Source organism: Vibrio sp. 03-59-1, from assembly GCF_013114135.1.
GTDB lineage: Bacteria > Pseudomonadota > Gammaproteobacteria > Enterobacterales > Vibrionaceae > Vibrio > Vibrio cortegadensis.
In genome coordinates, this window is sequence record NZ_VTYA01000004.1 from 137,521 (window position 1) to 159,421 (window position 21,901).

20 protein-coding genes are annotated in these 21,901 nt (G+C 41.7%); 4 read left to right on the plus strand and 16 right to left on the minus strand.

The features are described 5' to 3' along the window. Positions 1-33 precede the first annotated feature (33 nt). The 3 genes from lolA to lrp form a co-directional block, all read right to left on the minus strand. Entirely contained in the window at positions 34-630 is a 597-nt protein-coding gene (gene lolA / locus F0249_RS05430; RefSeq protein ID WP_171756082.1) for an outer membrane lipoprotein chaperone LolA, read from the minus strand. A gap of 132 nt (positions 631-762) precedes the next feature. Beyond that, positions 763-3,831, minus strand: coding sequence for a DNA translocase FtsK 4TM domain-containing protein (locus F0249_RS05435; protein WP_171756083.1), 3,069 nt, complete (start codon positions 3,829-3,831; stop codon positions 763-765). Positions 3,832-3,990: 159 nt separating this feature from the next. Further along, positions 3,991-4,485 (minus strand): leucine-responsive transcriptional regulator Lrp, encoded by a 495-nt coding sequence (gene lrp / locus F0249_RS05440; RefSeq protein WP_017053892.1) that lies wholly within the window; start codon positions 4,483-4,485, stop codon positions 3,991-3,993. Positions 4,486-4,641: 156 nt separating this feature from the next. Between lrp and ald the strand changes: the two genes are divergently transcribed. Continuing rightward, complete coding sequence (ald, locus tag F0249_RS05445; RefSeq protein WP_017053893.1) at positions 4,642-5,766, plus strand: alanine dehydrogenase; 1,125 nt, start codon at positions 4,642-4,644, stop codon at positions 5,764-5,766. 118 nt (positions 5,767-5,884) lie between these two features. On the opposite strand, the gene F0249_RS05450 is transcribed toward ald, so the two are convergent. Both F0249_RS05450 and cysB read right to left on the minus strand, forming a co-directional pair. Continuing rightward, positions 5,885-7,078 (minus strand): methyltransferase, encoded by a 1,194-nt coding sequence (locus F0249_RS05450; protein ID WP_171756084.1) that lies wholly within the window; start codon positions 7,076-7,078, stop codon positions 5,885-5,887. A 65-nt stretch (positions 7,079-7,143) separates the two neighbouring features. Further along, entirely contained in the window at positions 7,144-8,118 is a 975-nt protein-coding gene (gene cysB / locus F0249_RS05455; protein ID WP_171756085.1) for an HTH-type transcriptional regulator CysB, read from the minus strand. Positions 8,119-8,395: 277 nt separating this feature from the next. On the opposite strand from cysB, the gene F0249_RS05460 reads away from it, so the two are divergent. Next, positions 8,396-9,160, plus strand: a complete 765-nt coding sequence (locus tag F0249_RS05460; protein WP_136993902.1) for a DNA repair protein — start codon at positions 8,396-8,398, stop codon at positions 9,158-9,160. A 100-nt stretch (positions 9,161-9,260) separates the two neighbouring features. Then, complete coding sequence (locus F0249_RS05465) at positions 9,261-10,037, plus strand: tRNA isopentenyl-2-thiomethyl-A-37 hydroxylase MiaE (protein WP_136993903.1); 777 nt, start codon at positions 9,261-9,263, stop codon at positions 10,035-10,037. 26 nt (positions 10,038-10,063) lie between these two features. Here F0249_RS05465 and F0249_RS05470 read toward each other — a convergent pair whose 3' ends face one another. The 9 genes from F0249_RS05470 to sohB form a co-directional block, all read right to left on the minus strand. After that, positions 10,064-11,071 carry a GGDEF domain-containing protein gene (locus tag F0249_RS05470; protein ID WP_171756086.1) on the minus strand — a complete coding sequence of 336 codons (1,008 nt, stop codon included), beginning with the start codon at positions 11,069-11,071 and terminating at the stop codon, positions 10,064-10,066. A 76-nt stretch (positions 11,072-11,147) separates the two neighbouring features. Continuing rightward, positions 11,148-11,630 (minus strand): molybdopterin-dependent oxidoreductase, encoded by a 483-nt coding sequence (locus tag F0249_RS05475; protein ID WP_171756087.1) that lies wholly within the window; start codon positions 11,628-11,630, stop codon positions 11,148-11,150. Between the two features lie 151 nt (positions 11,631-11,781). Continuing rightward, positions 11,782-12,477, minus strand: coding sequence for an orotidine-5'-phosphate decarboxylase (pyrF, locus tag F0249_RS05480; RefSeq protein WP_113795930.1), 696 nt, complete (start codon positions 12,475-12,477; stop codon positions 11,782-11,784). A gap of 80 nt (positions 12,478-12,557) precedes the next feature. Beyond that, on the minus strand, positions 12,558-13,727 hold the full coding sequence (gene lapB, locus F0249_RS05485) for a lipopolysaccharide assembly protein LapB (RefSeq protein WP_017053901.1): 1,170 nt from the start codon (positions 13,725-13,727) through the stop codon (positions 12,558-12,560). Positions 13,728-13,751: 24 nt separating this feature from the next. Next, the gene (locus tag F0249_RS05490; RefSeq protein WP_113795928.1) at positions 13,752-14,027 is read right to left on the minus strand and encodes a LapA family protein; all 276 of its coding nucleotides are present in this window, start codon (positions 14,025-14,027) and stop codon (positions 13,752-13,754) included. Positions 14,028-14,167: 140 nt separating this feature from the next. Continuing rightward, positions 14,168-14,452 carry an integration host factor subunit beta gene (ihfB, locus tag F0249_RS05495; RefSeq protein WP_017053903.1) on the minus strand — a complete coding sequence of 95 codons (285 nt, stop codon included), beginning with the start codon at positions 14,450-14,452 and terminating at the stop codon, positions 14,168-14,170. Positions 14,453-14,570: 118 nt separating this feature from the next. Further along, entirely contained in the window at positions 14,571-16,241 is a 1,671-nt protein-coding gene (gene rpsA / locus F0249_RS05500; RefSeq protein WP_017053904.1) for a 30S ribosomal protein S1, read from the minus strand. 108 nt (positions 16,242-16,349) lie between these two features. Further along, a complete protein-coding gene (gene cmk / locus F0249_RS05505; protein ID WP_113795927.1) occupies positions 16,350-17,030 on the minus strand; it encodes a (d)CMP kinase in 681 nt (226 codons plus the stop codon). A gap of 264 nt (positions 17,031-17,294) precedes the next feature. Continuing rightward, a complete protein-coding gene (sohB, locus tag F0249_RS05510; RefSeq protein WP_040887294.1) occupies positions 17,295-18,362 on the minus strand; it encodes a protease SohB in 1,068 nt (355 codons plus the stop codon). 134 nt (positions 18,363-18,496) lie between these two features. Between sohB and F0249_RS05515 the strand changes: the two genes are divergently transcribed. Continuing rightward, positions 18,497-19,237: a YciK family oxidoreductase gene (locus F0249_RS05515; protein ID WP_171756088.1), complete on the plus strand. Its 741-nt coding sequence runs from the start codon at positions 18,497-18,499 to the stop codon at positions 19,235-19,237. Positions 19,238-19,352: 115 nt separating this feature from the next. Here F0249_RS05515 and F0249_RS05520 read toward each other — a convergent pair whose 3' ends face one another. Further along, complete coding sequence (locus F0249_RS05520; RefSeq protein WP_017053908.1) at positions 19,353-20,294, minus strand: chemotaxis protein CheV; 942 nt, start codon at positions 20,292-20,294, stop codon at positions 19,353-19,355. A 140-nt stretch (positions 20,295-20,434) separates the two neighbouring features. Further along, positions 20,435-21,652 (minus strand): ROK family protein, encoded by a 1,218-nt coding sequence (locus F0249_RS05525; protein WP_017053909.1) that lies wholly within the window; start codon positions 21,650-21,652, stop codon positions 20,435-20,437. Positions 21,653-21,901: the final 249 nt, after the last annotated feature.

The following is a 21,901-nucleotide window of genomic DNA, read 5'->3' on the forward strand; positions in this document are numbered from 1 at the left end:
TGGCTCATTCGTTGAATATCTGACTCGGATGAATCAGTTGCGTTGATCGTCAACATCAACCCCATCAGGGATCTCAAAAGTAAACGTCGCTTTATTAGGTGTCGTCAAATTTACGTTTTTAAACTCAAAACGTCCTTGCTGGCCATCTTGCTCAATGACATTAAACCCTTGAACAACGCCTTTGCTGTTAATATCAATTTGGAATTGACCTTGATTCGAATCGACAGCCGTTGGAGTGAGAACAAATTGATCGCCATTTTGGTTAACTTGATAGTTATCCCAATCACTCTCTTTACTGCGAGTCAGTAGCACAAAAGGAGTTTGCTCTGTCGCCTGAGCTTGCCAATAAATGCTAACTTGCTCAATAAATGGACTGTAATACCATAGGCTCTTTCCATCTGACACTAGAACATTTTCATCGGGTAATGTTGTTGTCCAGCGGAACAGACCTGGTCGCGCGATCTCGACTGTCCCTTCTCCTTCCATGACAAGATCACCCTCAGGGCTAATCACTTGCTGGGAAAAATCAGCACTAAACCCTGAGTTCAGAGCCAAACGGCTACTCAATTCATCTTTAGGGGCCGCAAACACTGAGCAGCTCAAAAACAATAATAACGATAATTTTTTCATTCAGATTCTCTTATAGGCATACATTGAGTAGACCATCAGACATTTTCAAAGTTCAGTGAACTAATTAAGCCGCAACAACACAACCACTTGGCTGTGTTGTTGCTGTTCACTATTACTCAATATTTTAGACGATTACATATCTTTAATTGGAGGGGGTGCAATCACTTCACGATTACCATTATGGCCCGGAGCACTCACGATACCTTGAGCTTCAAGTTGCTCCACAATTCGTGCGGCACGGTTGTAACCGATCTTAAACTTGCGCTGTACGCCTGAAACCGAACCTCGGCGAGACTCCGTTACATGTTCAACCACTTGATCAAACAGTGGATCGGTATCTTCATCTTTTTCCAACTGTTCACCTGGAAGTAGTGAATCTGCCGTTTGTTCGCCATTAACGATCTCATCAATGTAGACAGGTTTACCCCGCGCCTTCCAGTTATTCACCACGGCATGCACATCATCATCGGACGCGAATGCGCCATGTACACGAATGGTATGGTTTGAACCTGGAGGTAAGTAGAGCATATCACCCATACCAAGTAATGATTCTGCGCCACCCTGATCGAGAATGGTTCGTGAATCAATTTTGGTTGATACGGTAAAACCAATACGTGTAGGAATGTTCGCTTTGATGATGCCCGTAATCACATCAACTGATGGTCTTTGGGTCGCCAGGATCAAGTGAATGCCTGCTGCACGAGCTTTTTGAGCAAGTCGAGCAATTAACTCTTCCACTTTCTTACCCACAACCATGATCAAGTCGGCAAACTCATCGACAACCACCACGATATACGGCAAGTTTTCAAGCAATGGCGCTTCTGTATCCATACTGTCTCCCTCTTTCCAGAAAGGATCGTGAATAGGATGTCCAGCTTCTGCTGCCATTTTTAGCTTTTCGTTATAGCCTTTCAGATTACGAACACCGACAGCTGACATTAACTTGTAACGTCGCTCCATCTCTCCAACGCACCAGCGTAATGCGTTCGAGGCATCTTTCATGTCGGTGACCACTTCTGATAATAGATGCGGAATACCTTCATATATTGATAACTCAAGCATTTTCGGGTCAATCATGATAAAGCGAACTTCATCTGGCGATGCTTTGTAGAGCATGCTCAAAATCATGACGTTTACCCCCACCGACTTACCCGAACCGGTTGTACCCGCAACAAGAACGTGTGGCATTTTGGATAAATCCGCCACAACCGCTTCACCTGCAATATCTTGGCCTAGTACAACAGTGGTTGGCGAAGTTGATTGCTCAAATTGAGGACTATTAATAACGTCTGATAAATAGACGGTTTGTCTGCTGACATTTGGTAATTCAAGACCAACATAAGGCTTACCAGGTATAACCTCAACAACACGAACCGCGATGGCAGAAAGTGAACGAGCTAAATCCATAGACAAGCTTGAGATCCGGCTGACTTTTACGCCTGGCGCTAAATCTAACTCAAAGCGAGTGATAACTGGCCCTGGGAAAATATCCACAACCGTCGCTTTAATCTTGTAGTCGGCAAGCTTAGATTCAACCAAGCGAGCAATCTCTTCTAACGCATCTCTATCAATGAAGTTCTCGCGTTTTTCAGGATGATAAAGAAGTTGAAGTGTCGGCAGTGGCTCTGCTGGTTTAGGCAAGTTGATCTCTTGCTGAACCAAGAACGGGTTTTGTGCCCCAGCCACATTTTCTTGTGCAGCAGAGATGATCTCTTGGAAAGCTTGTACATCTTTATCAGGATGCTCAAGTTCACCTTCCACGACTTCAATGTCAGATTCAGTTGCATTGACTTCAGCAGGGAGATCAACATCAGAAAATGCGACAACCTCTTCCGACTCATGATGAGTAACGCTGTCGCTATCTTCTTCAAGAATATCTAAATCTGAAATAACTGGTTCAATGTGATTTGGCGTGTCTACATCGGTCATTTGTTCAAGCCCAAACTCTGAAATTCTAGGCTGATTCACCTCATCTTCCACAGTAAAATCTGCGATTGGTTCCGAAAAGTCAGTGTTAACTTCATTCTGATATTCAGGTTCTGGCTGAAATTCTGTTTGAGGAGAGTACAAAGGCTCTTGTTCAGCATTGACCTCAACGTTCTCTGATGCAAATGAAGCGATACGGCTGATCTCGTCTTCAAGATTTTCTTGGGCAAAGTCATCTTCACTTTGAGCGGCGTATTCTAACTCTTCAATCGTTGCAGTGAGTTGCTTAGAACGATCGACTGATAACTCAGGCTCTTCATCATAATGCTCAGGCTGATACGATGAAGCTGGAATACTGGCTGCAATAGAAGCGCCTCTTCCAGAAGTAGACTCGGCCGGCATATGAATATTGTAACGAGGCTTCACATCGCGTTCAGCGTCATCAGTATCAATGGTATCCGTATAATTATTGGCTTGAGATTCATCTTCAAGTGAGCTTGCATTCTCTTGCGAGACTAAGTGTTCAGTCGACTCAGAGCGAGATTCTACATCAGGTAAGTGAGCTTTCTCTGTCGTGAATTCTTGGTGATCAATATCATCAAGAACAGGTTCAAGAACTTCTCTGTCAGTATCGCGAAGCTTATTTAGCCCCCAAGTACATGCCCCAATCGCACCGTTACCTAGCCCTTCAACAATACTTAACCACGAAATACCCGTCAGAAGGGTAAAACCCGCCCCCCATAAGAAGAGAAGAACTAGGGTCGTTCCGAGAATATTCAAAACAGGCAATGATAAGTTTGTGAGTACATCACCCACAACGCCACCTGATGAGAAATACCATATATCATCAAAGTTGGTATCAGCTAAACCGCAACTGGTTAATATCAATATAGACAAACCGAGTAATCGAGTGCCCCATAGCACAAAATCTAAGTCGTCTTGTTCGCCTCGCTTACGGCAAAGAACCCAAGCAGCAATGATAACAATAAGAGGGATTAAGTAGGCAAGTGAACCGAAAATGAAAAATAGTGTATCTGCTATCCACGCTCCGACGATACCACCAGCATTTTGAATGTCACCGCCCCATGCCGTTTGCGACCAAGAGGGGTCTGCTGGGTTAAATGTGAATAATGCAATAGAAAGTAAAATGGAAGCGAGCACGCCTAAAATTAAGCCACACTCTTTAAGGCGTTGTACGCCATCTAAACGTGAAGACTGAGGCTCTTCACTAGTCTTAACTATAGTTTCGACTTTATCTGTGTTCTCTCTGAACATAACCTACTTGATTCTTTGATGAGTAAAAACAGTCCGAGCGGCAAAAGCCGCTCGGTTTGTTTAGCAATTTAACCATATCAAGGTCAAAAACCCAATCAATGATAGCCATAAAACCGAAGCACTATCAGCTTTAGGGCTAACTTAGGTTTTTAACTTGAATCAGCGGGTTTTAATAACAAGCTGATTAGTTTGTTTCACTTCTTCCATAACTACGTACGTACGAGTGTCGTTTACTCCAGGTAGACGCAATAATGTGTCGCCCAAAAGTTTACGATATGCACTCATATCGGATACGCGCGTCTTAAGAAGATAATCAAAATCACCCGAAACTAAATGACACTCTTGGATGTCATCTAATTTTTGTACCGCAGTATTGAACTGTTCAAATACGTCCGGAGCACCACGATTAAGCGTGATTTCAACAAATACCAATAAAGAGGCATCTAGGTACTGCGGATTTAACAGCGCTGTATATCCCGTAATATAATCTTGACGCTCCAAACGACGAACACGCTCTAAACATGGTGTTGGTGAAAGACCAACACGTTTAGAAAGTTCAACATTTGATATTCGACCATCTTTCTGCAATTCATTAAGAATATTGCGATCGATACGGTCTAGTTCCTTAGACGGCTTCTTATAGTTGTCTGCCATTTTTTATTCCACCTTATTACTTCCTTGCAAAAAAATATACTACAACTTTTTAATATTTAGTATCAAATCCTAACAAAACATCACTATACTAGACATTAATTCGACAGAATTACCCTACACACAGATAAAACAACCAAAATAAAATAAGGAGTCAGGATGATCATTGGCGTACCAAAGGAAATCAAAAACCACGAATACCGTGTTGGTATGATTCCAGCTAGTGTGAGAGAGCTAATCTCACATGGCCACCAAGTTTTTGTAGAAACCAATGCCGGTAACGGTATCGGTTTTTCAGACGATGATTACATCGCTGTAGGCGCATCCATTCTTCCTACTGCTGCCGACGTTTTTGCGCAAGCAGAGATGATTGTAAAGGTTAAAGAACCTCAAGCTGTAGAGCGAGCTATGCTTCGCGAAGGGCAAATATTATTTACTTATTTACACCTTGCACCAGATTTTCCACAAACGGAAGAGCTGATCAAGAGCAAAGCTGTCTGTATAGCGTATGAGACTGTAACAGATAATATGGGTCGCTTGCCACTATTAGCTCCAATGTCTGAGGTTGCAGGTCGAATGTCTATTCAAGCTGGCGCGCAAACTTTAGAAAAATCTCATGGTGGTCGTGGTCTTCTACTCGGTGGTGTACCGGGTGTTGAACCAGCAAAAGTTGTCGTTGTAGGCGGTGGTGTTGTGGGTGCTAACGCAGCTCGCATGGCTGTTGGCCTTCGTGCTGACGTAACCATTTTAGATCGCAATGTTGATACGCTACGTCGCTTAGATGAAGAGTTCCAAGGTCGCGCAAAAGTGGTTTATTCTACAGAAGACGCAATTGAGAAGCATGTTCTAGAAGCAGACCTTGTTATTGGTGCTGTGCTTATCCCTGGCGCTGCGGCTCCAAAATTGGTAACAAAAGAGCACATTGCTAAAATGAAACCTGGCGCGGCCGTTGTTGATGTGGCGATTGACCAAGGTGGCTGTTTTGAGACTTCTCACGCAACGACACACGCCGATCCAACGTACATCGTTGATGAGGTTGTTCACTACTGTGTTGCAAACATGCCAGGCGCGGTTGCTCGTACTTCAACTTTTGCGCTAAATAACGCAACTCTGCCTTACATTGTTAAGCTCGCAAACAAAGGTTATCAGCAAGCACTTACTGATGATCACGGTTTCCTTGAAGGCTTAAACGTTATTCACGGAAAAGTAACATGTAAAGAAGTAGCAGAAAGCTTTGACTTAGAATACGTTGAGCCTGCTGCTGCGATTGCAATGTTTAACTAATGAAAAAATGAGTGACATGCTAGCTATCTGAATAGGTAAGGTAACGAAAAGAAAGCAGCTTAGAAAAGTCACTACCAAAATAGCCCGTTGCTCACACGGGCTATTTTTTTATCCATCATTATCGCTTTTGAGCATGTACAAGGATATTTCTTGGTGAGACCTGTTTATTACAAAAAGTTTTAATCGACACGTCATAACCCTTTTCTTCAAGGTAAAGCGCCTTATCGTAAGCAAGCCACAACTCTAGCGGACGTCTGAATATTTGCTGAACCAGACTTAATTTCTCCATTTTCCAAAACAACGCCTCACCCACACCCATATAGTGGTCAAAATCCACCTTCGGTATATCAAAGTTCTTAGCGTCGATTGCCCACTTGCAAAACGCTTCAAACCCCTCTGATAACTGGGATTTTTTAATGCTCGGAATCGGACAGTACTCTTCTTGATGTAGTTCATTCACCAGCACGTGGTTCAAACCTAGGCGGTAAGTCATTTCAAGTTGGCGATGACGCTTGACTCTCTCCCCACCCGTCACGGTTTCTTGCAGCGGGATCCTCAGTTCACTTTGCGTCAGTTTTAAGGGGGACTGCTTGGCTAATATCGACATGGCTTGATATTCATCACTGCGAATTAAATGATAACAACAAGGTGAAAATGTGATTGCAGGAAGCTGATTTTGGGTCGCCAACTCTAATAAACGGACATGCAAATCGCCACAAGCATGGAGCGCAACCGCATGTTGCTTACAATTAAACACTTGGCTTGCATCTGTAGAAAAAGCGTCCCCTTGAATAAATTGCATATTCAAAGCTTGCTGATTTGCGGCAGCCGTTCCGCTGTCACACAAACTCTGTTGCCATTCAAAACTCGTGACCTTTTCTTTCGATTGTTGTGACAAGATCCGCCCAAGAAAGCCTTTACCCGCACACCACTCTAACCACTCCTCTCCCTTATGCTCGCTTAACGCAGCGGCACTCATGCTTTTTATTTGAGCAAGTTTTCTTCCTGGGACTCCAACTTCAAGGTTGCGATCTAAAATCAGCAAGCTTTGTGTTGCCTCGCTTAATTGTGTTAATTGAGATGCAATGCATGTTTCCGGAATGAAATGAGCGACTGCCTCAAGCAAGGCTTTATCATCACTTTTGAACATTTCTATATCAGATCGTGATAATCCATCAAGCCATAGAGACAAATCAGGATACTCATCAAGCCAAAGAGAAGCGTCATTTGAACAGGCGTGAAAGGGCTCAAATCGCCATAATGACTGATATGACAATAAAAAATGATCGAGCAATTGAAATGATTGGTGCATGCGTTCCCCCTAGCCGTGCATTGTAGGGGGAAGCCAAAGACTTGAACAGCCTTGTGATGCGATGTTTAACGAATTGGTAAATCGATATCTTTAAACATCTCTTCAATTTCAGCATTCGATTTAAGAGAGATCGCTTGCTCGACCACAGGCTTAGTCAAGTGTGGTGCAAAACGTTCCATGAAATCGTACATATAAGAGCGCAAGAAGGTTCCTCTTCTAAAGCCAATACTCGTGGTACTTGCACCGAAAATATGGCTCGCATCAATAGCAACTAGGTCGGTATCTTGTTCTTTATCAATCGCCATACTGGCAATAACACCAACACCAATCCCCATGCGTACATAGGTTTTAATCACATCGGCATCTGTTGCGGTAAAGACCACTCTAGGAGTAAGTCCGACTCTATTAAATGCGGTATCGAGCTCAGAACGACCAGTAAAACCAAAGACATAAGTCACGAGCGAGTATGCAGCAAGATCCTCTATACTAATTCTTCTTTTATTCGCTAATGGGTGATCTTGAGTCACAACAATCGACCGATTCCAATGGTAACAAGGAAGCATAATCGCATCTTGATATAAATGGAGCGCTTCTGTCGCGATTGCGAAATTTGCTGTACCTTTCGCGACCGCTTCCGACATTTGGCTTGGCGTGCCCTGATGCATATGCAGTGAAACTTTAGGATAACGGGCAGTAAAGCCTTTGATCACGTCAGGTAGAGCGTATCGAGCTTGAGTATGAGTAGTAGAGATGTTCAACGTCCCCATCTCTGGATGAGTATGCTCGCCAGCCACCGCTTTGATACTTTCTACTCTAGCCAATATCTCTTGTGAGATTCGAATAATGTCTTCGCCAGCAGGGGTTACTTGCGTCAAATGCTTACCGCTTCGCTCAAAAACTTGTATGCCGAGTTCGTCTTCGAGCAAACGCACTTGCTTACTAATTCCTGGTTGAGAAGTGTAAAGGCTCTCGGCCGTCGCTGATACGTTAAGATTATGGTTTACTACCTCAACAATATATCTTAATTGCTGTAATTTCATTTTGACCCTCGTAATCCTTTACCAATGGCTAATATTGCACGCCGACAGATAAGATACGCCTTAAGCTATGTAATATAATTAATAGTTATAACGTGTAATGCAGATAATTGGTAGTCAAAATAGAGAGTTGTCGGCATCCGAAGCATAATTGCATAATACACTTATCCGTATTTTGCTATTAAAAGCACATTATTATTAAATTTGTAGGTGCAGTTGTACAATGGAATCGTGTATCCTTAAATACTAGCCATTGAATTATAAAGCAGATATCAAACATATGAATATTGGTTTAATCATAGCTCTTGTAGCCGTCTTATTGGTGTTAGTCCTTGGCTATAACATCATGCTTCAATATAAAATGAAGGTCGAGACGTCGAAAAAACAAGAATCATCTCGTTACTTGACTCTTATTGATGCAACAGAAGATCTCATTGGGAATGCTCACCACGTCCCTTTCAGTAAAGATCTGCTCGTGTGTCTGAATACGCGAATTTTAGATGCACTTGAAAATATGTATCAACTCGATCCTAGAAATAAACAGCTTGCTCAGCGTATTGTTCACACAAAGCAGCAAATCACTCAACTAAAAGAAAATTATCCCGATGGTGACACCACTTCTTTTAAAGTGCCGAGCAGTGACAAACAAGCGATTGTGATGCTTAAGCTGGTAAAACGTCTTCGTGATACCGTTCGTAATGAGCACAATAAAGGTCGATTTGAAACACAGGCTTACGTCGCAGAAAATGCTCGTCTTGAAACGATTCAGATTCGTATCAACATCGAGAATGTCGTAAAACGTGCCAAAGATTCTATCGCACGAGGTCAAACTGGTACTGCCGTACAACTTTTGCGTAAAGGCATTGATGCTCTCAGCACAAAAAATGATGCTTATTCAAATCAAGCACGTGAAAAACTGCAGTTAATGCTGAACGAGCTTGATAAAAAACGCCAAGTTAAAAATGCTGAGGATCTTCAACAGATTGAAGAGAAAGAGCGTGATGATGACATGGACGCACTTTTTGGTGAGAAGAAAAAATGGTAAGCCTTCGATAGGTTTCCTATTCACTCATTATCAAATTTAGCCACAAGGTCGCCATTCGCGACCTTTTTTCTACAGTGACACTTTTTCAACAGTGAAAGTAATGATCAATAATACTGCTATTCAAGAGCTACTCGCTCCCATTAAACAATTCTTACATTGCGAAACGCCCGATGCTTGGATCAATGAGGCGAAGAAACCTGAAAATCTTAAGATCATCCTACTCGACCATTTACTTTGCGAACTTAAAGCAGGCCAATCGGCTATGTATTTAATCCGTAAGTACGCGGTGGATAAAGAGAGTGCAAATACACTGTTAGAGTGGTTTAAACCTTATGAGGCTTTTGCTTACCGCAAAGAAGGTTCTCTTGAGAGCCTTAAAGGAAAAAGTAATATTTCAAAGGCAATTATGGCTAAAACTAACTCACCTTATAGCCAAGATCTTATTGATAAAATGGTTCTCCTTATTAAAGAAGAGCTACACCACTTCTATCAAGTTCTTGAAATAATGGATGAGAGAAATATTCCTTATGAAAACATTTCGGCTGGAAGATACGCCAAAGGGCTGTTGTCTAAAGTGACGACTCATGAACCAAATACGCTCGTCGATAAACTGATCATTGGTTCACTCATTGAAGCGCGATCTTGTGAACGATTTGCTAAACTTGCTCCACATTTAGATGAGGATATGGCAAAGTTTTATATTTCTCTTTTACGCTCTGAAGCACGCCATTACCAAGATTACTTAACGTTGGCACAACAAATCTCACCTGTCGATATCTCGAAACGAGTGCAAGAGCTAGCTCAAGCAGAGGCGGAATTAATTTCGACACCTGATGATGATTTCAAGTTTCACAGTGGTGTGCCTATCTTAGAGTAAGCAAATTGAAACAGCTCAATTATCCGTTATTGCGAGTTGAGCTGTTTCATCTTATACATATTATCATCGGCATTCTTGATCAGTTGATTCACGCAAGACGTATTTTTCGGATAAAGGCTCACACCAACACTTACTGAAATTTTTGCGGCCGTTTCATCTGATATTTCAATTTCCTGCTCCATACTGCCAATGATATCTAATTTTAACTGTTCAATGACTTCTGGGTCTACAGAGTCCAGAATAATAGCAAACTCATCACCTCCCATACGAAACAGATCGGCATCAAATGGCTGAATAGCATTAGCGAACCTTTTAGATACCGTTCTTAATAAAATATCCCCGGCTTGATGACCATAAGTATCATTAATCAACTTAAATCCATTCAGATCCATGACAAACAGTGAAAAGTGCGATGTATTCTGAACTCGCTGTTTAAGGCGCTTGAAAAGTGACAACCGATTGTTTACCCCCGTTAATGAATCCGTCAGAGCGAGATTACGGTGGATAATGCTCTCTTTCTTGAATAAGACAATAACGATAGCGATACAAAAACACAAAATGATGACTAATAGGACTTGTACATTCGCGAGTTGGTTTCCTTTATCAATTTGCACCAAAAAGTCCGCGTTCTTTAATTGATAATTTTTGTTCAAGAATGTCACCAACTTCATGTATAAACTATTCAACCGAACATTATATTCATTCGCTGTGCTTTCATCATTTATATTGGATAGGTAACCATCAAGTACCTTATAGTCATTGTATAGCTGATCAAAAAACTGTTTATTTTTTGGTATGTTATAAAAATCTTGCGAATCAGAGCTAGTAACGATCAACTCAAGACGTGTCCAAGTGATGTCATACTGAACTTTGACTTCGTTAAGCACTTGTTTTGATGTCAAAGTGAAAGGAGATAAAACAGCCAGTTGAGAGAATTCTTTTTGAAGCTGTAGTAGATGCCAGGTTGCTTGATCTTTTCGAGAGTAATAATCACTGACCAAACCTTTAGTTGAGAATATAACCGTAATATTCATCAATAATAGCGCTAGTGATAGCCAAATTAAGACACGCTTTGTTCTCTGGACGTTCGTATTCTGTATAAATGGGTTATTATTCACACTCTTCAATCGATACCTCATTAATTTGCCAAATCATCTTATTATGGTATTCAGGTACGTTTAGATGCGGAAATTTATCCAAATCATAGAGCAACATAAACGGCCCTCGCTTACGAATAGAGATAGCATCACCATTAATTGAATAGGCGATGATTGGCTGATATTCAACTAAGTCATTAACTTCAATCGAAGCTCTAAACTCATTCAACGCTGAAAAATAGAGAATCTTTGGTTTTTGTGGTGCAAATAAAGCCGTTAGATCGCTTACTTTAACACCGCTAAATCTAGCGGGTTCAGCATCCCAAGGCAGTTGAGTGGTGAATGAAGTAACAGGGAACTGATTCATTAACTCTTGTCGCGAAATAGTTGTCGAATGCTCACATGACAATGCCACCTTCAAACGATTGGCCAAAGCACTATTGACGTTCGCAAAGGTACAGAACAATAACCACACGACACTGGTTCGTAGTTTCATTAGCATCCATTCTCAATTATTGGTTTGTAATTATATTTTTTTTTGATGAGTAATTGTCAACTTATGCAGCATTTCAAAATACAGGTCAAAATATTAAATCATTTCCAATGAAAAAGGTAAGTAGATATTACTTACCTTAATTCAAGGTGGGCTAAATTAAGCTAGCATTAATTTTCTGAAGAACTTCCGCAGGCTGTGCCGCCTGGGTGATTGGGCGTCCTATCACTAAATAATCCGATCCAGCTTGGATTGCATCATAAGGAGTCATGATTCTTTTCTGATCCCCAACATCAGCGCCTGCCGGGCGGATCCCGGGAGTCACCAATTTGAAGTTTGAGCCTAAATCACTCTTTAAGAGCGAAGCTTCTTGTGCTGAACAAACGACACCATCCAAACCTGAACGTTGAGTTAGACGAGCCAAGCGCATTACTTGCTCTTGAGGTGCAACATTTAAACCAATTCCAGCTAAGTCGCTCTGTTCCATACTGGTAAGCACGGTTACACCAATCAATAACGGGCGATCCTTCCCATATGGTTCAAGAATTTCGCGTGAAGCTGTCATCATACGCTCACCACCACTCGCATGAACATTCACCATCCATACCCCTAATTCTGCCGCAGCACGAACAGCTTTTGAGCAAGTGTTTGGAATATCATGAAATTTTAAATCCAAGAATACCGAAAAACCACGTTTATGTAGCTCACGGACAAAATCAGGCCCAAAAAGAGTAAACATTTCTTTGCCAACTTTTAATCGACATGTCGTTGGATCAATTTTATCAATAAAATTCAGAGCATCAGTCTGTTTATCATAATCCAGTGCTACGATAACTTTTTGGTCGTTCATTTAATCTCCTAATAATTCTTGTCACTACTTTCTTAAACGTACAAAAATGCAGCCCGTAAGCTGCATTAAAAATAATATGTCTATTCACCATCTAAGCCACGAATTGGCTTGATCGTCCCCCAACCTTTACAAGAAGGACAGTGCCAATACATTGAATGAGTAGAGAAACCACATTTACGGCATCGGTAATGTGGCTTTATTTTAAGTTGTTCCCCAACCATAGATTGCAAGGTTGTCAGGCTGTCTTTCGCCCTTCCCTCTTCAGCTTCAGCAATATGATAATCTATAAGGCGGTAAAAGCCCTTCATCGTTGGGTTTTTCACTAGCTGTCGAGTTAGTAGCTCTTGTGCTGTTCCAATACTTTCATGATTCGCGACCAATTGTGCTAACATTAATTCCGCTGAAACGCCCGCCTTCTTATCAATACAAGCCCTTAGGAACTCAACCAATCCCTCTTCTTGTCCTAAGTGGTGATAACAATCTGCCAGAGTAGGAAGCACTTCACTGATAAAATCAATGTCTTGGTTCAGCACCATTTCCATATACTTAATGGTTTGCTGATAGTCCTCTGATTCCAAATATAATTTTCCAAGTGAAATACTTGCTCGTGCACATTTAGGATCCTCGACCAACGCTTTTTTAAAATGCTGAATAGCTTTGTTCGTTTGCCCCTCACCCTGTTCCTGCATGGCAAGTTCACATAAGAAGTGTGCGATCTGAGATTTGACTCTTTTTCTACCCATTTTGACTAAAGCTGTCGCATAATGAATGGCTTTGCTCCACTCTTTGGTTTGTTGATAGATAGTAACAAGCTGCTGTAATGCGCTCTCTTTATGCTCAGGCTCTTCCACCAATTGCTCAAAGATTTTCTCAGCCCGATCTAAAAAACCTGAAACCATATAATCTTTTGCGAGTTGTTGAAGTGCTAGATTTTTTTGTTCTAACGTTAGGCCTGTACGAGAAATAAGGTTTTGGTGGATACGAATAGCGCGATCGACCTCACCACGCGAGCGAAATAGATTCCCTAGCGCTAGGTGCGTATCGATCGTATCGTCATCGACTTGAAGCAATTCGATAAAGTGATCTACTGCTTTATCTGATTGATCAGAAAGCAGCAAATTCAATCCCGTGACATATTGACGAGAAATTTGATGAGATTGGGTTTGCTTATCTTGCTGAGCACTACGGTTTCCCATATACCACCCGTAGGCAGCTGCAATCGGCAATAATAAGAAAAGTAACTCAAGCATTAATGGTCGCCTTTACGCAATAACTCAAGCTTTCGTTTCAACGACTGGGCTTGATGTTTTGAGTTTATTAAGTTGCTTCCTTAGACGACGAATTTGAAGTTGAGATTTTAAATGAAGGCTACCGAAAACCAACCAACCTAACCCAAAACCACTGACAAATATAACACCAAGCAGTGTTGATAAGTTAAAGCTGCCTTGCGCGACTAAGTAGTTGAAAGTAACGACTTCTTGGTTTTGTGCTCCGAGGGCAAGTGCAATTAGGAAAAGGGCTATAACTGCAATTATTTTTATAATTTTCATACGTCTCCATCCTAAGGAAATTTGGCTGATACGATTATGCAGGAAAACAGGTCTGCAAACCATGGATATTAGCAATATTCTAGTTATAAAAAAGCGGTATACACTTAAGTATACCGCTTTTTTATAATTAGAATGGAGGCTTAAAGACCTAGATTTACACGTTCACGTAACTCTTTGCCAGGTTTGAAGTGTGGGACATATTTGCCTTCCAGCTCAACCTTTTCTCCAGTTTTAGGATTACGTCCTAGACGGGGTTCTCGATAGTGCAGTGAGAAACTACCAAAACCACGGATCTCGATTCGATCACCACTTTCCAGAGTTGATGCCATATGTTCAAGAATATCTTTTACAGCATCTTCAATCTCTTTTGCAGATAAGTGTGTTTGCTCTGCGCAGAGTCTCTCAATCAATTCAGACTTAGTCATAGTTTCCCTCATTTCTTTTATTACTTTGATTGCTATATAAATATAAGACATATAAGCAATAAATGCAGGCACATATCGAAAAAAAAGGAGCCTTACGGCTCCTTCTTAAGCGATTGGATTATTCGCCTTTAGCAGCTTTGAATGCATCAGCCATAGCGTTACCGAAACCACCATCTTCTGGTTTGTTCAGTGTAGCCATTGCTTCTTGCTCTTCAGCTTCGTCTTTCGCTTTGATAGATAGGTTGATTACGCGGTTCTTACGGTCTACACCAGTGAACTTAGTTTCAACGCTGTCACCAACGCTTAAGATTAGAGACGCATCTTCGATACGGTCACGAGATACTTCAGAAGCACGGATGTAACCTTCAACGCCTTCTAGAAGCTCAATTGTAGCTCCTTTAGCGTCTACTGCAGTTACAGTACCAGTTACTAGAGTACCTTTCTTCGTGTCTGCAACGTATGCATTGAACGGGTCATTTTCCATTTGCTTAACGCCAAGAGAAATACGCTCACGTTCTGCATCAACTGCAAGTACAACAGCAGAGATTTCATCGCCTTTCTTGTAGTCGCGTACTGCGTCTTCACCAGCAACATTCCAAGAAATGTCAGATAGGTGAACAAGACCGTCGATGCCGCCGTCAAGACCGATGAAGATACCAAAGTCAGTGATAGACTTGATCTTACCAGTAACTTGGTCGCCTTTAGCTTGAGCTTCAGCGAATGACTGCCATGGGTTAGCTTTACACTGTTTCAGACCTAGAGAGATACGACGACGTTCTTCGTCGATATCAAGAACCATAACCTCAACTTCGTCGCCAACATTAACAACTTTAGAAGGGTGGATGTTCTTGTTAGTCCAATCCATTTCAGAAACGTGTACTAGACCTTCAACGCCTTCTTCGATTTCAACGAAGCAACCGTAGTCAGTCAGGTTAGTAACACGGCCAGAAAGTTTGTGACCTTCTGGGTAACGCTTAGCGATTGCTACCCATGGATCTTCGCCTAGTTGCTTAAGACCTAGTGAAACACGAGTGCGCTCACGATCGAACTTAAGAACTTTAACTAGGATTTCGTCACCAACGTTTACGATCTCAGATGGGTGCTTAACACGCTTCCACGCCATATCAGTGATATGTAGAAGACCGTCAACACCGCCAAGGTCAACGAATGCACCGTAGTCAGTAAGGTTCTTAACGATACCTTTAACTTCAGTACCTTCTTGTAGAGTTTCAAGAAGTTCGTCACGCTCAACACTGTTTTCAGATTCGATAACAGCACGACGAGAAACAACAACGTTGTTACGCTTCTGGTCTAGCTTGATTACTTTGAACTCTAGTTCTTTGTTTTCTAGGTGAGCAGTGTCACGAATAGGACGTACGTCAACAAGAGAGCCAGGAAGGAAAGCACGGATGCCGTTTAGTTCAACAGTGAAACCGCCTTTAACTTTACCGTTGATGATACCAACAACAGTTTCAGCTTCTTCGTAAGCCTTCTCAAGAACGATCCAAGCTTCGTGGCGCTTAGCTTTCTCACGAGAAAGTTGAGTTTCACCGAAACCATCTTCAACAGCGTCAAGCGCTACGTCTACTTCAGCACCAACTTCAACTTCAAGTTCGCCAGCAGCGTTCTTGAATTGTTCAGCAGGGATTGCAGATTCAGACTTAAGGCCAGCATCAACAAGAACGTAACCGTTCTCGATAGCTACTACAGTACCTTTAACGATACTACCTTGTTGGAATTCAGTTTCATTTAGAAACTCTTCAAAGAGTTGAGCAAAAGATTCAGTCATTATTTGATCTTCAATAATTAAACGTCCATGGGTATCCTACCGCATGGGGTTGATAAATTCGCCGGTCATCATCCTTGCGACCAACGTTCTTTACTCACCCAGTATAGATTACTGTGTGAGTTTAGATTCAATATATTTCAATGCTTTTTCTACAACTTCGTCAATAGACATAGATGTTGAATCTAGCACGAGTGCGTCTTCAGCAGGGCGCAATGGGGCAACCGCACGGTTACGATCTCGATCATCACGCTCTTGTATTTCGCACAAAAGGTCGTCAAAGTTAACATCTAAGCCCTTAAGTTGCAACTGTTTAAGGCGTCTTTGAGCTCGTTCTTCCGCACTTGCATCCAAGAAAATTTTCGCTTCAGCACCCGTAAATACTACCGTGCCCATATCACGACCATCAGCAACTAAACCTGGAGAGGTGCTAAATGCACGCTGACGACGCAGTAATGCTTCTCTAACTCTTGGTAATGCAGCAACTTTAGATGCAGCCATACCTGTTTCTTCTTTACGAAGCTCACCAGAAACGTCTTCACCTTCAAGGATAACTTTAACTAAATCACCTTCAGCAATAAATTGCACGTCAAGGTGGGTCGCAAGAGGAACTAATGCATCCTCAGACTCTGTATCAACGCCATGGTGAATTGCAGCAAGAGCAAGGACTCGGTATATCGCGCCCGAATCAAGTAAATGAAAGCCTAGTTTATCTGCTAGCAACATACAAAGTGTGCCTTTACCTGCACCACTTGGTCCATCAACGGTAATAACCGGTGTATTTGAGGACATGTTTTACTCCACGTCTATTGTAGAAATTTTAATTGGTAGCCTCGATATTCATCATGGCTTTTATAGGCGACGTATTATAGTTTGAATCTAAACAATGAGCGAGACTCAAACAGAAAAATTTCGATCTTATTTAATACTTCACGCCACCAGCCTTAAGAATCTTTATGGATTGAATACCATCGCGCCAGCTCTCACCCTCCAGCACATAAAAAACGCCCACTCCAAGAATCAGAGTGAGCGTTGTCTAGATAAACTCAAATTCGTCTATACGATTGGACGTTGTCCACGGCTGATCCATTTCATCAAAACATGATCAGCAGCTTCACCAGCAACACCGGCTAGTTTGGCTGATAGTTTTTTCTTTTGCACATAATGGATAGCAAGTACTGTCTTATCTTTACATGCGCTAACCACTAGATCATCAGACGTACTAATTTCATCCACTAAACCTAGAGCTTTTGCTTGTGTACCAAACCAGTGTTCGCCAGTCGCCACTTTTTCTAGATCAAGATCAGGGCGGTGGTCACGTATGAAATCTTTAAATAAGCCGTGAGTCTCTTCTAACTCTTCTTTGAATTTGTCACGTGCTTTATCACTGTTTTCACCAAACATAGTCAGTGTTCGTTTGTATTCACCAGCAGTAAGCTGTTCAAATTCAATATCGTGCTTTTTAAGCAATTTATTGAAATTAGGTAGCTGTGCAATAACGCCAATCGAACCGACAATCGCAAAAGGGGCAGAAACAATCTTATCAGCGATACACGCCATCATGTACCCACCACTTGCCGCCACTTTATCAACAGAAATCGTCAATGGTAATTTTGCCGCTTTTAAACGATCGAGTTGTGAAGAAGCTAAGCCGTATCCATGCACCATTCCTCCACCAGACTCTAGTCTCAGTAGTACTTCATCACCATCCCGAGCCACAGCGAGAATTGCGGTCACTTCTTCACGTAAAGAGGTCACTTCTTTTGCATCTATGCTGCCATTGAAGTCCAATACAAACAGGTGAGGTTCGCGCTTAGTATCAAGTTGCCCATCTTTCACGGCTTTTTTAATATCTTTATCACGAGACTTTGCTTTCTCTTTTTCTACTTTCTTCTCTGCTTTGTCTCTAGCTTTGATAAATGCCTCATCATGTAAATGATGTTCTAGCTGCTCAACAGTATCTTTATGTTGATCAGTAAGATTAGTGATTTCTAGTTCACCTTTAGCGGTTCCTGATTTTCCACTCACTGATTTCGCAATGACTAGAATAGCAATTATCGCTATTACTACGGTCGCAATCTTGGCCAAAAACAGGCCATAGTCCAACAAAAATTCCAATGTCATATCCCCTAATGTGTGAATTAGTGTATTGTAACCATCTTGTCACGATTACCAAGAACTTATACCAAATCAATTGATATTCTGTTCGTTTATACGTCAGCAACTATTTGGTGCATTTACTAAAAAGGATGAGCATAGTGGAATATTCAGTCTCACAAGATGCCTTAAAAGATAAAGTCATACTCGTTACAGGTGCGGGGGCTGGAATTGGCCGTCAAGCCGCTTTAAGTTTTGCCGAACATGGTGCAACCGTAATTTTATTGGGTCGAAATGTTAAAAACCTTGAATTTATCTACGATGAGATAGAAAAGGCAGGCTACGCTCAACCAGCCATCATTCCGTTAGATTTGAAAGGCGCGACTAAACAAAATTATCTCGATATGGCCGACACCATTGAAAGCCAATTTGGACGTTTAGATGGGTTATTGCATAACGCAGGCGTACTAGGGACATTAAGTCCATTTGATCAAATCGAAGAAGATACTTTTGATGATGTTATGCAGATCAATGTTAAAGCTGAGTTTTTAATGACTCAAGCTCTACTTCCTGTATTGAAAAAAGCGGAAGCAGCACGCGTTCTTTTCACCTCTTCAACGGTTGGACACTCAGGGCGTACTTTTTGGGGTAGCTATGCGATTTCAAAATTTGCAACAGAGGGGATGATGCAGATCCTTGCTGATGAACTAAGTGCGACGCCTATTCGTGTCAATGCGATTAACCCAGGAGCAACGCAAACTCGTATGCGTGCGAAAGCTTACCCTGGCGAAGATGCTAATCAGCTAAAAACACCACTGGACATTATGCCTCATTACTTGCGACTAATGGATCCGGCAGAGACATCGATTAACGGCCAGTGCATCGACGCTCAGCCTAAATAGTCCGTAGTCCGTAGTCCGTAGTCCGTAGTCCGTAGTCCGTAGTCCGTAGTCCGTCATTTTATCTATCAAATATAATAAAGGGAGCAATTAATGCTCCCTTTATTATAGATAAAATTTACACACTCATCCGCAATCGTTCTTGCGCAACCTCTACTAACAAATCTGGTTGGAACTTAGAAATAAAGCGGTTACAGCCGACCTTTTCGACCATCGCATCATTGAAGCTACCACTTAATGATGTATTCAGCGCGATGTACAGGTCTTTCATGCGAGGATCGGTTCGTACCTCATGAGTTAACTTATAACCATCCATCTCAGGCATTTCGGCATCGGTAAACATCATTAACAACTCTTTAGTGACGTCTTTCCCTTCATCACACCATCGCTTCAGCAGTGTTAGCGCTTCAAGGCCATCGCAGCATTCGATAATATTAAAACCAAGAGGAGCAAGTGTCCCCTTGATTTGGTTACGAGCGGTCGATGAATCATCCACGATAAGAACGTTTTGCCCAACCATTAATGGTGCTAATTCATCATCTAACACCCCATCAGATATCGAGACATCGTAATCAATGATTTCAGCTAATACCTTCTCAACATCAATAATTTCAACAATTTTCGTCTGTTCTTCTTCTGATATATGGGTAATCGCGGTGAGGTAATTAGAGCGGCCTGTTGTTTTCGGTGGAGGCTGAATTTCTGTCCAAGCCGTGTTGACAATATTGCGAACTTCACCGACTAAGAACCCCTGAACCGATCGATTGTATTCCGTAATGATCAAATTCTGCTCATGCGGTTTTCCGTGGATCGGTGGGAAACCAATCGCACCCCTTAAATCGATAACAGGTACAGATTCACCTCGCAGTGATGCAACCCCGGTAATATTGTGATGAGCGCCAGGCAGTTTGGTCAACGGAGGCACTTTTAGAACCTCTTTAACTTTAAATACATTGATAGCAAATAACTGCCTACTATTAAGACAAAATAGTAAAAGTTCTAAGCGATTCTCACCAACCAAATTTGTTCTTTGGTCAACTGAATTCAAAACTCCGGACATATAACTTCCCAGTAATTACTTATGTTACATCGTGTTTAGTTACCATAGCTTATTTAAGAATGCTTAGGCAAAGCCACGTAGCCAAAGTGCTACGTAGCTGACAAGTTCAACATTAACTTGATGACAATGTAAGCGAAGGGTTATCCCTCTACGACTTTCATTAATAATAAACCATCGTAAAGAGCCTGCTTAATTAATGCAGCACCTGGCATGGTTGCTTGCTTGTAAAAACGAGATTCGACTAACTCTAAATCTTGGTGGTAAACAGGCAAACTTTGTTCTTCAATACAGGTCTGTATTGCTGGGTATAGTACACTCTTTGCCTGATTTATCACTCCCCCTATCAATATTTTTTCGGGGTTGAACAAATTGATAACTATCGCAATGGCAGAACCAAGGTATTTTCCAAGTTTCTCAATAACATCAACCGCTAACGGGTCGCCATCCGCCGCTGCAGAACAGATGCATTCAATCGTCATCTGCTCACGCTGAGATAATATGGACTCTTCCCCATTCGCGATTCGGAATGCGACTTCTTCACGTATTGCTTTAGAACTCGCCACCGTTTCTAAACAGCCGCGATTTCCGCAATGACAACGCTTACCATTAGGATCAATTTGAATATGCCCCAACTCACCAATGTTGCCATGTCTACCTTCAAGTACACGACCGTCTAAAATAATCCCTGCGCCTAAACCGTGGTGAATGGAAATCAAAACTGAATTATCGTTTTCTTGAGAGTGACCAAACAGCTTCTCAGCCAGCGCCCAAGCCCTTGTATCGTTAGCTACAAAAACGGGTAACCCTGTGGCTTTGTATATTTCAGGTCCTAACGCAAGGTTCTCCACATTATAGTGTGGCATCTGCAACACGATCCCTTGCTCAGCGTTTACCAAACCAGGCAGAGTGATTGCGATACTCGTAACACGATCCAGTTGTTCTGAATAGGTTTGGAAGAATTCATCAATTTCATGCAACAGTCTTGCAAGTACGTCGTCTTGGTCAATCTCATGAATATCGATTTTGGTATCAATGAGGACATCACCACCTAACTCATGCAGTGCAATCGTCAGATAACCTCGTCCTAGACGCATCGATAAAAACTGCCAGCCTTCATTATTTGTTTGTAAGCCAACGGCAGGACGGCCTCTTGAAATCGCTTCTTGAACCGTTGTTTCATGGATCAGGTGAGCTTCAATCAACTCACGAGTGATCTTAGTTATACTCGCAGGTGCCAATGCGCTTTGCTTTGACAAATCGATACGAGAAATGGGACCTTTAAGGTCTATTAATTTATATACACGACCAGCATTGACCTGTTTGATATGATCAATATGGCCCGGTTGAGCCATGTACATTTTGTGCTCCAAAAATAACAACCTGCCAATTTTTTTACTTTGCGAAGTAATTGTGAAGTCATTTGGTATATTGTCGTGACAGCCATCACGGATATACATGAATCTTTGGGTTTTCAATCAAATATTGAACGGTTATTTACCCTATAAAACATGAACACCTCACTTTTTTTTCACTAAGAAAAAACCCAGTTCACACTTCTAAAGTCGCACTAAATGTAATCAATTATTTTTTAAATCATAATTATTTAA

Coding starts and splice junctions, on each gene's coding strand:
- F0249_RS05470 (WP_171756086.1), bottom strand. CDS start 11,071: ATGAATATTACGGTTATATTCTCAACTAAAGGTTTGGTCAGTGATTAT.
- F0249_RS05460 (WP_136993902.1), top strand. CDS start 8,396: ATGAATATTGGTTTAATCATAGCTCTTGTAGCCGTCTTATTGGTGTTA.
- rpsA (WP_017053904.1), bottom strand. CDS start 16,241: ATGACTGAATCTTTTGCTCAACTCTTTGAAGAGTTTCTAAATGAAACT.
- F0249_RS05525 (WP_017053909.1), bottom strand. CDS start 21,652: ATGTACATGGCTCAACCGGGCCATATTGATCATATCAAACAGGTCAAT.
- F0249_RS05465 (WP_136993903.1), top strand. CDS start 9,261: ATGATCAATAATACTGCTATTCAAGAGCTACTCGCTCCCATTAAACAA.
- F0249_RS05490 (WP_113795928.1), bottom strand. CDS start 14,027: ATGAAAATTATAAAAATAATTGCAGTTATAGCCCTTTTCCTAATTGCA.
- F0249_RS05475 (WP_171756087.1), bottom strand. CDS start 11,630: ATGAAACTACGAACCAGTGTCGTGTGGTTATTGTTCTGTACCTTTGCG.
- lolA (WP_171756082.1), bottom strand. CDS start 630: ATGAAAAAATTATCGTTATTATTGTTTTTGAGCTGCTCAGTGTTTGCG.
- F0249_RS05435 (WP_171756083.1), bottom strand. CDS start 3,831: ATGTTCAGAGAGAACACAGATAAAGTCGAAACTATAGTTAAGACTAGT.
- lapB (WP_017053901.1), bottom strand. CDS start 13,727: ATGCTTGAGTTACTTTTCTTATTATTGCCGATTGCAGCTGCCTACGGG.
- ald (WP_017053893.1), top strand. CDS start 4,642: ATGATCATTGGCGTACCAAAGGAAATCAAAAACCACGAATACCGTGTT.
- pyrF (WP_113795930.1), bottom strand. CDS start 12,477: ATGAACGACCAAAAAGTTATCGTAGCACTGGATTATGATAAACAGACT.
- ihfB (WP_017053903.1), bottom strand. CDS start 14,452: ATGACTAAGTCTGAATTGATTGAGAGACTCTGCGCAGAGCAAACACAC.
- F0249_RS05520 (WP_017053908.1), bottom strand. CDS start 20,294: ATGTCCGGAGTTTTGAATTCAGTTGACCAAAGAACAAATTTGGTTGGT.
- cmk (WP_113795927.1), bottom strand. CDS start 17,030: ATGTCCTCAAATACACCGGTTATTACCGTTGATGGACCAAGTGGTGCA.
- cysB (WP_171756085.1), bottom strand. CDS start 8,118: ATGAAATTACAGCAATTAAGATATATTGTTGAGGTAGTAAACCATAAT.
- F0249_RS05450 (WP_171756084.1), bottom strand. CDS start 7,078: ATGCACCAATCATTTCAATTGCTCGATCATTTTTTATTGTCATATCAG.
- lrp (WP_017053892.1), bottom strand. CDS start 4,485: ATGGCAGACAACTATAAGAAGCCGTCTAAGGAACTAGACCGTATCGAT.
- sohB (WP_040887294.1), bottom strand. CDS start 18,362: ATGACATTGGAATTTTTGTTGGACTATGGCCTGTTTTTGGCCAAGATT.